The sequence below is a fragment of the Sphingobium aromaticiconvertens genome (genome assembly GCF_037154075.1).
Classification (GTDB): domain Bacteria; phylum Pseudomonadota; class Alphaproteobacteria; order Sphingomonadales; family Sphingomonadaceae; genus Sphingobium; species Sphingobium aromaticiconvertens.
The window spans coordinates 2,303,385-2,317,279 of record NZ_JBANRJ010000001.1 but is presented as its reverse complement, the minus strand read 5'-3'; the positions used below and the strand labels follow the sequence as shown (position 1 = coordinate 2,317,279).

13 protein-coding genes are annotated in these 13,895 nt (G+C 62.8%); 5 read left to right on the top strand and 8 right to left on the bottom strand.

What is annotated here, in order from left to right:
• Positions 1–99: 99 nt before the first annotated feature.
• Together ahcY and WFR25_RS11125 are read right to left on the bottom strand one after the other, a co-directional pair.
• On the bottom strand, positions 100–1,518 hold the full coding sequence (ahcY, locus tag WFR25_RS11130; protein WP_336970949.1) for an adenosylhomocysteinase: 1,419 nt from the start codon (positions 1,516–1,518) through the stop codon (positions 100–102).
• A 123-nt stretch (positions 1,519–1,641) separates the two neighbouring features.
• Complete coding sequence (locus tag WFR25_RS11125) at positions 1,642–2,202, bottom strand: YqgE/AlgH family protein (protein ID WP_336970947.1); 561 nt, start codon at positions 2,200–2,202, stop codon at positions 1,642–1,644.
• A gap of 191 nt (positions 2,203–2,393) precedes the next feature.
• Between WFR25_RS11125 and WFR25_RS11120 the strand changes: the two genes are divergently transcribed.
• Positions 2,394–2,876 carry a peroxiredoxin gene (locus WFR25_RS11120; RefSeq protein ID WP_336970945.1) on the top strand — a complete coding sequence of 161 codons (483 nt, stop codon included), beginning with the start codon at positions 2,394–2,396 and terminating at the stop codon, positions 2,874–2,876.
• Positions 2,877–2,927: 51 nt separating this feature from the next.
• Here WFR25_RS11120 and WFR25_RS11115 read toward each other — a convergent pair whose 3' ends face one another.
• Together WFR25_RS11115 and WFR25_RS11110 are read right to left on the bottom strand one after the other, a co-directional pair.
• Positions 2,928–3,269 (bottom strand): glycine zipper 2TM domain-containing protein, encoded by a 342-nt coding sequence (locus tag WFR25_RS11115; protein ID WP_336970944.1) that lies wholly within the window; start codon positions 3,267–3,269, stop codon positions 2,928–2,930.
• A 126-nt stretch (positions 3,270–3,395) separates the two neighbouring features.
• Entirely contained in the window at positions 3,396–4,499 is a 1,104-nt protein-coding gene (locus WFR25_RS11110; RefSeq protein WP_336970943.1) for a polysaccharide deacetylase family protein, read from the bottom strand.
• Positions 4,500–4,629: 130 nt separating this feature from the next.
• Between WFR25_RS11110 and WFR25_RS11105 the strand changes: the two genes are divergently transcribed.
• Positions 4,630–6,084, top strand: a complete 1,455-nt coding sequence (locus WFR25_RS11105; protein WP_336970942.1) for an AMP nucleosidase — start codon at positions 4,630–4,632, stop codon at positions 6,082–6,084.
• A 33-nt stretch (positions 6,085–6,117) separates the two neighbouring features.
• Here the strand turns inward: WFR25_RS11105 and WFR25_RS11100 are convergent, their stop codons facing one another.
• From WFR25_RS11100 to WFR25_RS11090, 3 genes are all read right to left on the bottom strand, one after another.
• Positions 6,118–7,266: a GGDEF domain-containing protein gene (locus WFR25_RS11100; protein WP_336970940.1), complete on the bottom strand. Its 1,149-nt coding sequence runs from the start codon at positions 7,264–7,266 to the stop codon at positions 6,118–6,120.
• Positions 7,267–7,296: 30 nt separating this feature from the next.
• Positions 7,297–9,138, bottom strand: coding sequence for a M2 family metallopeptidase (locus tag WFR25_RS11095; protein ID WP_336970939.1), 1,842 nt, complete (start codon positions 9,136–9,138; stop codon positions 7,297–7,299).
• 62 nt (positions 9,139–9,200) lie between these two features.
• The gene (locus tag WFR25_RS11090) at positions 9,201–9,962 is read right to left on the bottom strand and encodes an alpha/beta fold hydrolase (RefSeq protein WP_336970938.1); all 762 of its coding nucleotides are present in this window, start codon (positions 9,960–9,962) and stop codon (positions 9,201–9,203) included.
• A gap of 119 nt (positions 9,963–10,081) precedes the next feature.
• Here WFR25_RS11090 and WFR25_RS11085 point away from each other — a divergent pair, with 119 nt between their 5' ends.
• Genes WFR25_RS11085 through WFR25_RS11075 form a run of 3 tightly spaced genes read left to right on the top strand, consistent with a single transcriptional unit; the run spans position 10,082 to position 13,212 of the window.
• Positions 10,082–10,534 (top strand): MarR family winged helix-turn-helix transcriptional regulator, encoded by a 453-nt coding sequence (locus tag WFR25_RS11085; RefSeq protein ID WP_336970937.1) that lies wholly within the window; start codon positions 10,082–10,084, stop codon positions 10,532–10,534.
• Positions 10,527–11,612 carry an HlyD family secretion protein gene (locus WFR25_RS11080; protein ID WP_336970936.1) on the top strand — a complete coding sequence of 362 codons (1,086 nt, stop codon included), beginning with the start codon at positions 10,527–10,529 and terminating at the stop codon, positions 11,610–11,612. The genes WFR25_RS11085 and WFR25_RS11080 overlap by 8 nt, the downstream gene beginning before the upstream one ends.
• A 49-nt stretch (positions 11,613–11,661) precedes the next feature.
• Entirely contained in the window at positions 11,662–13,212 is a 1,551-nt protein-coding gene (locus WFR25_RS11075) for a DHA2 family efflux MFS transporter permease subunit (RefSeq protein ID WP_336970934.1), read from the top strand.
• Here WFR25_RS11075 and WFR25_RS11070 read toward each other — a convergent pair.
• Positions 13,199–13,870, bottom strand: a complete 672-nt coding sequence (locus WFR25_RS11070; protein WP_336970933.1) for a phosphatase PAP2 family protein — start codon at positions 13,868–13,870, stop codon at positions 13,199–13,201. The two genes, WFR25_RS11075 and WFR25_RS11070, sit on opposite strands and share 14 nt — an antisense overlap.
• Positions 13,871–13,895 lie beyond the last annotated feature (25 nt).

Here is a 13,895-nt window from a genome sequence, read left to right as displayed (position 1 = left end):
CCGGACTAACCCAAAGCGTTCCCATGGTGAAGCGCTTAACGCAAAGAAGGGAGGGTTCACGCCGAACCCTCCCTTCTTCATCCGATACTGTGGCGCGGATCAGTAGCGATAATGATCCGGCTTGAACGGGCCTTCGACCGGCACGCCGATATAGTCGGCCTGCTTCTGGGTAAGCTGGGTGAGCTTTACGCCCAGCTTCGACAGGTGCAGTTCGGCGACCTTTTCGTCCAGATGCTTGGGCAGGACATAGACGTCATTGCCGTAGGTCTCGCTCTTGGTCCACAGTTCGATCTGGGCCAGCGTCTGGTTGGTGAAGCTGGCGGACATGACGAAGCTGGGGTGGCCGGTGGCGTTGCCCAGATTGACCAGACGGCCCTTCGACAGAACGATGATCTTCTTGCCATCGGGGAACTCGACTTCGTCGACCTGCGGTTTCACCTCGGTCCACTTCATGTTGGACAGGCCCGCAATCTGGATTTCGCTGTCGAAATGGCCGATGTTGCAGACGATCGCCATATTCTTCATCGCGCGCATATGATCGACGGTCAGCACGTCGGCATTGCCGGTCGCGGTGACGAAGATGTCGGCGCGGGTGGCCGCGTCTTCCATCGTCACGACCTCATAGCCCTCCATCGCCGCCTGCAACGCGCAGATCGGATCGACTTCGGTGACGAGGACGCGCGCGCCGCCATTGCGGAGCGAGGCGGCCGAACCCTTGCCGACATCACCAAAGCCAGCGACGCAGGCGACCTTGCCCGCCAGCATGACGTCGGTGCCGCGACGGATCGCGTCGACCAGCGATTCCTTGCAACCATAAAGATTGTCGAACTTCGACTTGGTGACGCTGTCGTTCACGTTGATCGCCGGGAAGGGCAGCTTGCCCTTCTTGGCCAGCTCATACAGGCGGTGGACGCCGGTGGTGGTTTCTTCCGACACGCCCTTGATGGCGGCGACCGTCCTGGTCAGGAAGCCGGGACGCTCGGCCAGGACGCGCTTCAGCACGGCGCAGAAGATTTCCTCTTCTTCATTGGTCGGCGTGAAGAGTTCTTCGCCCGCCTCGACCCGTGCGCCCCACAGCGCGAACATGGTGGCGTCGCCGCCATCGTCGAGGATCAGGTTGCAGACGCCCGATTCGTCGCTGTGCCAGTCGAAGATGCGCTCGACATAATCCCAATATTCCTGAAGGCTCTCACCCTTCACCGCGAACACCGGCACGCCCGAGGCGGCGATGGCGGCGGCGGCGTGATCCTGCGTCGAATAGATGTTGCAGGTGGCCCAGCGGACCTGCGCGCCCAGCGCCGTCAGCGTCTCGATCAGGACGGCGGTCTGGATCGTCATGTGCAGCGAACCGGTGATCCGTGCGCCCTTCAGCGGCTGCGACGGGCCGAATTCCTTGCGCAGAGCCATCAGGCCCGGCATCTCGGTTTCCGCGATGTCCATTTCCTTGCGACCAAAGGCGGCAAGGCTGATGTCCGAGATTACATAATCCTGGACGGCGGTGGCGGAGGCTGTGGCCACTGGATATTCTCCGTAAAAAGGCGTGCGTGAAGCGCCGCACTCCGAACGGAGCAACGGCAACGATGCGCGTCAATACCAACCCGTGGACAGCCGTGCAACCCAATATAAAGATTTCTTTATGTGTTAAGCGGAGCCGGCGTCCGAGACCAGCATTGCCGTGTCGATTCCCGCGGCGGCAAAGGCACCGGCCCATTTGCGATGCGTATGCGGGTCGAACAACAGGTCGGGATCCGCCGGTGTCGTAAACCAGCCGTAGCGCGCCATTTCCGCCTCCAACTGCCCCGGTCCCCAGCCCGCATAGCCCAGCGCGACGAGATAGCGACGCGGCCCCCGCCCCTCGGCGATGGCGCGCAATATGTCGATCGAGCCGGACAGGCCCCATCGGTCATCGACCTGGATCATATTCTGCCCGCCCCAGTCGAGCGAATGCAGGACGAAACCACGCTGCGGCTCCACCGGACCGCCGCGCAGGACGGGCTGATCCCCTATATCGCCAGGGTCGATGTCGAAATTGGCGAGCAGGTCGCTGAGCGAGACGTCCTCCAGTTCCTCCCCCACCGCAATGCCCATCGCGCCATTTTCATCATGCGCGCACAGGGCGATTACCGAATGGTCGAAACGCATATCGCCAATGCCAGGCATCGCCAGCAGGAACTGCCCGGTGTAGAATATCGGATTATCCATGCCATGCAGGCTACATCCATTGCCCGTGCCGGGCAACGCCTGCCTGCCGCGTGCATCGGGCGGAGCGTCGATCGGAGCGGCGATCGGAGCGTCTGGGGGAAATTGCAGATCCGCCCTTGAAACAGGCCGGCAAAGCGCCGACTTGGCCAGCGGCGGCATAAGTCGCTTACAGATTGATAGGAGGCGACAGCATGACCATTGCCAAGGGCGACACCCTTCCCGCAACGACCTTCACCAAGATGACCGAAAACGGGCCGGAACAAGTGCAAAGCCAGGATTATTTCGCCGGCAAGACCGTTGCGCTCTTTTCCGTGCCGGGCGCCTTCACCCCCACCTGCTCCGCCAAGCATCTGCCGGGTTATGTCGACAAGGCGAGTGCGCTGAAGGCCAAGGGCGTGGACGAAATCGCCTGCACGGCCGTCAACGACGCCTTCGTCATGGGTGCATGGGGCAAGTCCGCCGGGGCGCAGGACAGCGTGACCATGCTGGCCGACGGCAATGGCGATTTCGTCAAGGCGCTGGGCCTGGAAATGGACGGCAGCAAGTTCGGCATGGGCCAGCGCGGCCAGCGTTTTTCCATGCTGGTCAAGGATGGCGTCGTTCAGGAACTGAATGTCGAGGCGCCGGGCGATTTCAAGCTATCGTCCGCCGACTATATGCTGGGCCAGCTTTGAACCAGTAAAGCAAGGCGGGCCGCACCATCACGGTGCGGCCCGCCTGACCTGTCAGCATTTCGAATTGCGGTCGATGGCACGACCCGCAAGCGCACCGGCGCCCGCACCGATAATCGTACCGGGGGCACGGTCGCCACGGGTATCAACCGCCCGGCCCAGAAGGGCACCAGCCACGCCGCCGAGCAGCAGACCGGTCGTTCCCCCGGACTTGCGGCAGCGATAGCCGCGATCATCGCGATGGCCACGATAGCCGCGACGATCCGAATAGCCCCTGTCGTTATCGTAGCGGCTCCAGCGCGGACCGCCATCACGCGCGGTGGCGGTTGCCGGGATGACGGCCGTGATCGTGGCGGCGGCCAGCGCCATTGTCAGGATGGACTTGCGAATCATCATATCGGGTCTCCTCTCGATCCATATCCTTGATCGTGGGATCGGTATGGCAGCCAGAGTTTGGCGGTTTCCTGAACCACCATGTTATATTGGGTTAAGGTCGCGCGTGCCTGACGCAGACAGCAGCGATCAAAGGGCTGAGACCAGATCCAGCGCCAGATGTTGCAGAGGCAGGTTCGCCAGCAACTGGTCGCGCACCGCAGCCAGATCGTGCGCCCTTGCCGCCAGCCCCGCGCCGGGGGCGATCGGACGCGAATTTTCTCCATAAAGCTGGTTGGTCGCAAACTGCTCGCCCAGCCGGAACATGGTCCGAACCGGGTCATGCGACACCACGCCGCCGCGCCCGTCACTGCCCAGTGGATCGGCAGGCGGATGATCGGCATAGGTGCCCGACGCCACCCCTTCATGGGCAGCGACGGTAGCGCACATCCGCTCGAACCGTGCCGCGACGACCCGGTTTTCCCGCAAGCGCCGCCGGCACAGCAGTTCGAAACTGTGCGAAACCAGCGTCAGGCCCGACCGCCCCTGCGCCACGCCATGGTCCAGAGCGGCCTGCAACTCCCACGCGGAAATCGCCGTCACCTGCCCGTGCCGCAGCCCGCCCCGCGCCGCGCCGATCGCCGCGATCGGGACTTCGATCACGCCCAGACGCCGCACCGGCGCGATAGTCTCGCGCGGCAGGTCGATCCTGCAATCGGACCGGGCGATTCCGGGCGGAAAACTGCTGTCATAGGGAATGCCAAGCACCGCCAGCGCGCGCAGCGTGTCGTCATTGGCGCCATAATTGCCCGCGCGAAAGGCGACGGGGGCTGGCGCCCCCGCCTCTACCAGCGTTTCAGTCCCGAACGCCAATATGGCGCATTGGTCCACCAGCGAAAAGTCGCGCATGTTGCGCCCGGTCCGTCCGCCCGTTGGTGACTGCGCCGGATCGGCAAAGGCCAGCCATTCGCTATGTGCATGCAACTGCACGTCATGGCCACGCGTCAATATAGGATCGACGATCCGCCTGATGACATCCACGCCGCAAACCAAAGCGGGCATCGGATCGACGAAGAAACACCCCTTCAGCCCATGATCGTCCAGCACCGCCATCTGGTGAACGATACCGAAGTCGCCCGTCGCCGTTCGCCCCATGATGCCGCGCGCGAAACCATCCTCAATGCCCGCACGACCGTGGCGGCGGAAATGTTCCGCCGACAATTCGGTATCTATGGTGAGGTAGAAGCGCAGCATGGCGCTCTGCCTAGCCTTTGGGGCTTTAAACATTGGTTGTGCTTTTGTTTCCGAACCTTTCCAATCCGTCATTCTTGCTGTCTGGGCTGGCCATCTTTCGCTTGTCACGCAATCGCGCTACCAAAGGGACATGAACAAAAGCATTGGCACCGTTACCGTCGCCCAACTGGACGATATCTACCAGACCAGTATCGAAAGCCTGCGCGACGCGATGCGCGCCTATGCCCGCGACGGCAGCGTGCCGGGGGCGGACGCACGGGCCGATCGCCGCTTCTGCTACCCTGAGCTACGCATTACCCATCGCGGTGAGGCCGACGCCCCGCCATCGGGGCGATCCTTTGCCCGCCTGTCGCGTCCGGGCCGTTATGTGACCACCGTTACGCGCCCTGCCATGTTTGCGGACTATCTGGCCGAACAGATCGACCTGCTCGTCCGCGACTATGGTGTTGAGGTGGAAACGGGCCTTAGCGATCAGCAGATCCCCTTTCCCTATGTGCTGGACGGGCTGGACATGAGCGCGCTGGAAGGCATTCCGCCGACCGAACTGGCGCGCCATTTCCCCGCGACCGAACTGGCGGAAATCGGGGATGAAATCGCCGACGGACTGTTCATGCCCGACGCCGAGGGCGACCGGCCGCTGGCACTGTTCGACGGGCTGCGGACCGACTTCTCGCTCGCCCGGCTGAAACATTATACCGGCACCCCCGCCGAGCATGTGCAGCGATACATCCTGTTCACCAACTATCATCGCTATGTCGATGAGTTCGTGACCTGGGCCTGCGATCAGTTGAAGCAGGAGGGAACGCGCTACACCGCCCTGTCCGGTGCGGGCGGCGTCTTTGTCACGCCCGAAACCGCCGACCCGGCCCGGATGGTCGCCGACAGTGCATGGCGGCGGCATCAGATGCCCGCCTATCACCTGATCGCACCGGACCGCAGCGGCATCACGCTGGTCAATATCGGCGTCGGCCCGTCAAACGCAAAGACGATCTGCGACCATCTGGCGGTGGTCCGCCCGGAAGCGTGGCTGATGATCGGCCATTGCGGCGGCCTGCGCCCCAGCCAGCGGATCGGCGACTATGTGCTGGCCCACGCCTATCTGCGCGACGACCATGTGCTGGACGAGATGCTGCCGCCCGAAATCCCCGTCCCGGCCATTGCAGAGGTGCAGGTGGCGATGGCGCAGGCGGCCGAGCATGTGCTGGGCAGCGGCGACCCGGAGGATTTCAAGCGCCGTCTGCGGACGGGCACGGTGGTCACGACCGACGATCGCAACTGGGAATTGCGCTATTCAAAATCGGCCCTGCGTTTCAGCCTGTCGCGCGCGGTCGGCATCGACATGGAAAGCGCGACGATCGCAGCGCAGGGTTATCGTTTCCGCGTCCCCTATGGCACATTGCTGTGCGTGTCGGACAAGCCGATCCATGGCGAACTGAAGCTGCCGGGGCAGGCCAACCGCTTTTACGAAGAGGCGATTGCGGGCCATCTGCGCGTGGGGCTGGAGACATGCGAACTGCTGCGGAAAGAAGGGGCAAAGCTGCACAGCCGCAAACTGCGCGCCTTCAACGAGCCACCCTTTCGATAGAGTTCAGGCCCTTGGTACTGGTTTATTGGCGGCTTAGGCCGCCTGGCGCCACACATTGATGCGATCCCTGCCGGCATTTTTGGCGGCATAGAGCGCTGCGTCGGCTCGGGCTACAAGATCGTTCAGGCTGACATCCGCAGCCTCGATCTGGGCGATGCCGAAACTCGCGCGGAGTTGCAGGCCCGGTGACCGGTCAAGCGTAAGGCACTGGGTTTCACTCCGCACCCGCTCCATCACTTCGGCGGCAGCGTCTGCCGTGGTGTCGACCAGGAGTACGCCAAACTCATCGCCGCCCATGCGACCGACCACATCGCCGCGTCGCATGGCCGCGATCAGCAAGTAGGCAAAGGCGCGCAACGCATCGTCACCAGCGATATGGCCATGGGTGTCATTCAGCGCCTTGAACCCATCAAGGTCGCAAACGACTATGGACAGGGCGCGCTTGTGCCGATGCGCGTTGGCGATGGCGCGCATGGTCGCATCCTCAAGGCCCCGCCGGTTGAGAATGCCGGTCAGCGGATCATGGCTGACCTGTCGCCGCAGCTTTTCAGCCAGGTCGCCCGCGACGACCAGCACCGCCGAAACGCCCGTACCGACATAGATGGTGGGCATGAACAGGCCCAATATGGCGCGATACAGTTCCTTGCCCTCTTCCGGCCCCCGGATCAGCGCCGCCGACGCAGCCAAGGCACCCTGACAGATGGCATATAGTATCAATATCGCGAAAAAGCCCAGTTCCGGCGCTGTAAAGGGTCGCTTTCGCGGCCAAAGCGACACGGCGCTGATCAAAATCAACACGCCGACATAGACGGGGATGATCATCCCCTGCATCGCCTGGCTGCCCATGGGCGAGAGAGCGATCGCCGTCGCCACGATCGCGATTCCCGCAGGAATGCCCAGCAAGGCGACCGGGACAGGACGGCCCGACCGCTGGCGTATGCCTACCGCCAACAGCGATGCGCTCACCACCAGCCCAACGCCGGTCACCATGTACAAGGGCCAACTGTGCAGGAAAAAGCCGCCAGCATTGGCCAGCCACTGGACAATCGAGACCGCATACGCTGCCGTCCAGGTCAGCACATGCTTTTGCCGACCGAAATGCAGCCATGCGACCCCCATCGCGATCGTCATAATCACACTGGTGCCGAACAAAAGGGACAAGACAACGGATGCAACGCTCATGACCAGGAGCCTAGCGGGCCTGCATCATCATTACCAGCCGCACTGTTTCCCCTTATTTTGTTCTTTCAGCCACTTGGATAGTGGCGCGAAATAGGCCGTCATCGCCTTGCCCGATATTTCACGGCTGCCGGTAAAGGCCTGCAGCGCGTCCGGCCACGGCTTCGATGCGCCCATCTCCAGCATGGCGTTCAGCTTCGCGCCCACTTTCCTGTCGCCATAGAAGGAGCAGCGGTGGAGCGGCCCTTTCCACCCGGCCTGCCTGCACGCAGCCTCATAGAACTGGAACTGGAGCAACCCGGCGAGGAAGTAGCGGGTATAGGGCGTGTTGCCCGGAATATGATATTTGCCGCCTGGATCGAACTTGCTCTCATCGCGCGGGACCGGTGGCACGATGCCCTGATATTGCTGGCGCAGGTCGTTCCAGGCCTTCTCATAGCCCGTCGCCGGGATCGTCCCGTCGAACACGCCCCAGCGCCATTTATCGACCAGCAGGCCAAAGGGCAGGAAAGCGACCTTGTCCATCGCCTTTCGGAGCAGCAGGCCGATATCCTTGTCCGCGCCCGGCACGCTGGCGGGATCGAGCAGACCGATCTTCACCAGATAATCGGGCGTGATCGACAAAGCGACGAAATCGCCGATCGCTTCATGGAACCCGTCATTGGCGCCATCCAGATAGAGGGCAGCGTGGTTCTGATAGGCGCGCTGATAATAATTATGGCCAAGTTCATGGTGAATGGTCACGAAATCGTCGCTGTTGACCTTCGTGCACATCTTGATGCGGATGTCGTTCTTATTGTCCATGTCCCAGGCCGAGGCATGACAGATAACCTCCCGATCGCGGGGCTTTACGATCTGCGAGCGTTCCCAGAAGCTGGCGGGCAACGGTGCGAAACCGAGCGAACTGTAAAAGCCCTCGCCCGCCTTCACCATCTTTGTGGGGTCATAGCCCTTGGCCGTCAGCAATGCACCAATGTCGTAGCCAATGTCGCCCGCCCCGCTGGGTGCGACGACATCATAGATATTGCCCCACTCCTGCGCCCACATATTGCCCAGCAGGTCGGCGCGGATCGGACCGCTGGCAGGCTGCACGGCGTCGCCATATTTCTCGTTCAGCTTACCGCGCGTGTAGCAATGGAGTTCGTCATAGAGCGGCTTGACCTCCGCCCATAATGTGTCGGTCAGCTTGGCGAAATCGTCGGCGGGCATGTCATATTTCGACCGCCACATGGCGCCTGTATCGGCATAGCCCAGCTCCTTCGCCCCGGCATTCGCGATTCCCACCAGCCTGGTATAATCACCCCGCATCGGCGCGCCGACATTGTCGTGCCAACTGACCCACATTTCCTTGAGCAACTGCGGGTCGCGGTTACTCCCCATCTCGGCCTCGATATCGCTGCCGTTGATCGGCTGGCCCTTCAACGTGCCCTTGCCCTTGCCATAAGCGGACTGGAGCCGGGTCGCGAGGTCATTCAATTGCGTCGCCGCACCCGCCGTCGTCGGCGCGGGCAGGGTCAATGCGCCGCGCAGCATGTTCAGACGCCGCGTCGTTTCAACCGACAGGCCGGGCGCTGTCGCATATTTCGCCGCCTTAAGGGCATAATCGACCGACATCGTCGTGCTGATCGCCCCGAAATAGGCAGCCAGCGCGTCGCTGTCATCGGTGATATAGGTGGAATTGATCCACTGCGCACGGCCGTTGATCAGGGAAAAGTCGAACAACGCCTTCTCAGCCTCGCCAAGAAAAGCCTCTGCCTGGGCGGCTGTCGGAGCAGGCCCGGAAGCAGGCCCGGAAACGGGCTTGGCCTGCTGAGCGGCCACGGGCGTTGCGACCAGCGCAGCGGCAAGCGCCGCGATTGAACAAGCGATCTTCATGGGATGCGTCCCCCCTTGCTGTACATCTATGCAACGAAGAGTGACGCTCGCTTAAATCACGGTCAAGCAGCAATGAAGTCGGCGATGGCCTCTCCCAGTTCCTTTCGCATCACCGCGCTCATATGATTGCCGGGGATGCTGACAAAGCGGCCATCAGCCACGAGATCCGCGACCGCCTGCGACGATCCGTTATCATCGTCGTCTTCCCCGCTCACCACCAGCACCGGCGGGGCAATCGCGGCGATGGCCTCCCGCGATGTATCGACGAACGTGTCGAGTATCCGCAGCAGCGCTTCTGCGTCCCCCTTGGTCGTCTTGAGGAAGGCTTCGGTCATCCATTCGGATGTGCCGCGTTCGAATGAGCCGAGATTGGTAAGGACATGCCGGAAATAGCTGCCCCGGCCGGACGTGTGCAACAGCCCCTCCAGCCCCATGCCCGACAGGATGACGCGGCGCGGCGTCACGCCATTGGCCAGCATCCGAACCACCGTCCGCGCACCCAGCGAATAGCCGCCAAGGTCATAGTCGGTCAGGCCAAGCTGCTCGATCAGGGCCAGCCCGTCCGCCATCAGCGCGTCGGGCGGATAGGATGCCGCGTCATGCGGCTTGCCGCTGTCCCCATGCCCGCGCAGGTCCGGCATGATCACGCGAAAGCCGCGGGCAGCGATCTGCGCCGCATGGCCGTAGCGAATCCAGTTGGTGAAAGCGTTGGAGAAATAGCCGTGGATCAGCACAACGTCCCGGCCCTCGCCCATCATATGCACGGCAATGGGAAGCCCGCCCCATCCCTCAATATTCACGCTTTGGGTCGGATAATCGCTCACGCTTGCCTGACTCCTGGCTGATGATGGCTTCGTTGCCGGAATATGATCGAATGCCGCCCCTGTCGAGAAGGCCGATAAAAGTCTTTTCAAATATAACTATGCTTATTATGTGCAGCGTCATGCCAGACTCACTCGCCTTCTGCCTTGCTGATGTAAGCCGCCTGATGCGCAAGCGGTTCGACGGCGCGGCGCGCGATATCGGCATAACCGGGCCGCAATGGCGCGTGTTGTTCCTCGTGCGGCGTGATCCCGGTATCAACCAGGGGCAGTTGGCGGATCAGATGGATGTGGAACCGATTACCACCTGTCGCATGGTCGACCGGCTGGAAGCGGCGACGCTGATCGAACGGCGCCGCGATCCGGGCGACCGGCGCGCGTGGCAATTATTCGTGACGCCCGACGCCATGACCCTGATCACACAGGCCGAGACCATCGCCGACAGTGTCATTGGCACGGCGACGATCGGGCTTGATGGTGCAGAACAGGCTCAGTTGGCCGCGCTGCTGGGACGTTTGCGGGATAATCTGCTGGACGATGCGCGGTTCGAGACAAGGGAGAAGCAGGTTGGCTGAAGCGGATCGCCCGATCAAGGAGAGCGGGACGGCGATACCGGTGGACCCGGTAGAGGCGCCCCCCGCCCCGTCGCGCTACACGCCCCGGCGTATCGCGCTGTTGCTGTCGTTGCCGCTGCTGATCGCCGCCGTCGGTGCGTGGTTCTGGATAACCGGCGGACGCTCCGTCAGCACCGATAACGCTTATGTGAAACAGGACGTGGTATCGGTGAGCAGCGATGTCGCCGGCCGAATCGTCGCTGTGAACGTGCGGGAGAACCAGCAGGTCAAGGCGGGCGACATCCTGTTTCGCATTGATCCCGACCCCTATCGTGTCGCGCTGGAACAGGCCAATGCGCAGGTCGCCGCCGCGCAGGTCAAGTTGACCGAATTGCGGACCGACCTTAGCACCAGCGATGTCGATATTGCGGGCGCGCAGAATGACGTCAGCTTCGCCAGGGCGGAACTGGACCGGCAACAGGAATTGATGGCGCGCGGCTTTACGACCAAGGCGAAGCTGCAAGCGGCCGACAACACGTACAAGAACGCGATCTGGCGGGTCAGCGAAGCACGGGCCGAAGCGCAGAAGGCACAGGCCGCGCTCACGACCGGCGCGCAGGTGCCCGGTGTCAATCCGGCGGTCGCGGCAGCACAGGCGCAACGGTCAAAGGCCGCGCTGGACCTGTCGCGCGCCACCGTCCGCGCGCCCATAGCCGGCCGGATCAGCCAGTCGAACCGCCTTCAGGTCGGGCAGATGATGATAACGGGCCTGCCCGCCGTCAGCGTCGTCGCCAGCGAGCGTAGCTGGGTGGAGGCCAATTTCAAGGAAACGCAGCTCGATCATGTTCGCCCCGGCCAACCCGCCACGGTACATTTCGACGCCTATCCTGAGTTGGCGCTCAAAGGCCATGTGGAAAGCATAGGCCAGGGCACCGGATCGGAATTTGCGGTGTTGCCCGCCCAGAACGCCAATGGCAATTGGGTCAAAGTATCCCAGCGCGTACCCGTGCGGATCGCCATCGACGATCGCTCCCCGCGCCAGTTGATCGCGGGCCTTAGCGCGGAAGTCACGATCGACATCCGCGACCGGCCCCGGTGACGCCAGCCGCAATGACAGGCAGGCTGGGTGGCAGGGAGCGGGTTGGGCGATGAGCGACGTGGCATCTCCTGCCCCGCTGGATGACGTGCCCGTCCTGGTGGTGCGGCACAAGCTGCTGCTTACTTTGTCGGTGATGGGCGCCATGCTGATGCAGGTGCTGGACCAGACGATCGCCAACGTCGCCCTGCCGCATATGCAGGCATCACTGGGCGCGACCCAGGATTCGGTATCCTGGGTTTTGACCAGCTATATCGTTTCCTCCGCCATCGCCCTGCCCGCGACCGGATGGCTGGCCAATCAATTCGGGGCGCGGCGGTTGTTCATTGGCTGCACCCTGCTTTTCGTACTCGCCTCCGCCCTGTGCGGCATGGCGGCCAACCTGCCGCAGATGATCCTGTTTCGTGTGCTTCAGGGCGTGGGCGGTGCGTTCATTGGGCCATTGGTGCAGGCGGTAATGCTCGACATGAACCGGCCTTCGCAACATGCGCGCGCCATGTCCTTCTATGGCATGGGCGTCGTGATCGGACCGATCATGGGACCGGTGCTGGGTGGCTGGCTGACCGACAATTTCGACTGGCGCTGGGTCTTTTACGTCAATATTCCGCTGGGTATATTGTCGCTCACCGGCATGTGGATGCTGCTGCCCAACAAGCCCACGCAACGCACGCGGTTCGATGTCGTCGGCTGGGCGCTGATCGGCCTGTCGATCGCGGCGCTCCAGTTGATGCTGGATCGGGGGCAGCATGTCGACTGGTTCGCCTCGACAGAGATATGGGTGGAGGCCGGCATTGCGCTTGCCGCCTTCTGGATGTTCCTCATCCATCTGGCGACCAGCCGCAGCCCGATCTTTTCGCTCGCCATGCTGAGGGACCGGAATCTCGCGTCGGGCATGCTCTTCATGTTCATCATCAGCATCGTGATGATGTCGGCGATGGCGCTGTTGCCGTCGATGCTGCAAAATCTGTTCGGCTATTCAGTGATGGATACGGGCGAACTGATGGCATCGCGCGGCGTGGGCGTATTCCTGACGATGGCGTGCGCCACGCGGCTGCTTGGCCGGGTCGACGCGCGCCTGATGGTCGCGGCGGGGATGATGATGACGTCCCTTTCGCTATGGATGATGACGGGATGGTCTTTGGAGATGGACTGGCGACCGCCCGTTTTCAGCGGCTTCCTTCAGGGCGTCGGCATGGGCCTTGCCTTCGTGCCGATCAACCTGCTCGCCTTTTCGACCCTGCCCCCGCATCTGCGGACAGACGCGGCGGGCGTGTTCAACCTGGCGCGCAACATCGGCGCATCAGTCGGGATCGCGGTGGTCACGGCGCTGCTGGCGCGCAACATTCAGGTGAGCCATGCCGATCTGGCCGCGACCCTCACCCCCTATAACCTGCCGATGGACCCGACCCAGTTGCAGGCGCTTGGCCAGCCGGGGTCCAGCGTCATGGCGATGCTGGACGGCATCGTGAACAAGCAGGCCGCGATGATCGCCTATCTGGACGATTTCAAGCTGATGATGATCCTGTGCCTGTTGTCGCTGCCGCTGTTGATCTTCATCAAAAAGCCCGCGCGCGGGGCGGCGCCCATCGTCATGGCCGAGTAAGAGTCTTAGCCTGCCAGGCCGCGCAAAAGAGCAGCCAGCCTACGCCTTCGACCCATCCAGCGGTCACATCGCTCGGCCAATGGACGCCCAGCCATATCCGGCTGACGCCGATAAGCGCGATACAGAGCGTCGCGATGGCCCAGCCTGCCCGGCGGCGGCCCAGCATGGCAATCGCGCCAAAGAAGATCAGATTGCCCGCCGCGTGACCGCTGGGAAAACTATAGCTGTGGACGATGTCCAGATGTGGGAGCAGGTCGGGCCGGGGCGCGGCGAAAAGCTGCTTGAGCGCCAGATTGAGGAGCGTTCCGCCCAGCACGGTGGCTGTCAGCCACAAAGCGTCCCACCCACGTCGCCCGACCAGCAGCCAGACGATCGCGACCGCCAGCAGCACGAGGCGGCCAACGGTTTCGCCCACGAAACTCGCCGCCTGCATGAGCGGCGTCGCCAACGCGCCAAAACCGGTATCGCGCGCCTGACCGGCGGCGGTCATCAGCCCCCGGTTCAATCCTGTCAAAATGCCCCAGCGCTGGGGCAGCGCGATGGCCAGCACCAGCGCCAGCGCGACTGCCAGAGCAGCCGCGCCGCGCCATCGGTGCGTTACATCAGAGCGGATTGCAAACCGCCCTGATGTGTTGGTTTGACGCGATTTCCGAGTCATCAGACGATTTCGTCTGATTAGAAAT

Coding starts and splice junctions, on each gene's coding strand:
- WFR25_RS11070 (WP_336970933.1), bottom strand. CDS start 13,870: ATGACTCGGAAATCGCGTCAAACCAACACATCAGGGCGGTTTGCAATC.
- WFR25_RS11120 (WP_336970945.1), top strand. CDS start 2,394: ATGACCATTGCCAAGGGCGACACCCTTCCCGCAACGACCTTCACCAAG.
- WFR25_RS11100 (WP_336970940.1), bottom strand. CDS start 7,266: ATGAGCGTTGCATCCGTTGTCTTGTCCCTTTTGTTCGGCACCAGTGTG.
- WFR25_RS11105 (WP_336970942.1), top strand. CDS start 4,630: ATGAACAAAAGCATTGGCACCGTTACCGTCGCCCAACTGGACGATATC.
- WFR25_RS11115 (WP_336970944.1), bottom strand. CDS start 3,269: ATGATGATTCGCAAGTCCATCCTGACAATGGCGCTGGCCGCCGCCACG.
- WFR25_RS11085 (WP_336970937.1), top strand. CDS start 10,082: ATGCCAGACTCACTCGCCTTCTGCCTTGCTGATGTAAGCCGCCTGATG.
- WFR25_RS11075 (WP_336970934.1), top strand. CDS start 11,662: ATGAGCGACGTGGCATCTCCTGCCCCGCTGGATGACGTGCCCGTCCTG.
- WFR25_RS11110 (WP_336970943.1), bottom strand. CDS start 4,499: ATGCTGCGCTTCTACCTCACCATAGATACCGAATTGTCGGCGGAACAT.
- WFR25_RS11125 (WP_336970947.1), bottom strand. CDS start 2,202: ATGGATAATCCGATATTCTACACCGGGCAGTTCCTGCTGGCGATGCCT.
- WFR25_RS11095 (WP_336970939.1), bottom strand. CDS start 9,138: ATGAAGATCGCTTGTTCAATCGCGGCGCTTGCCGCTGCGCTGGTCGCA.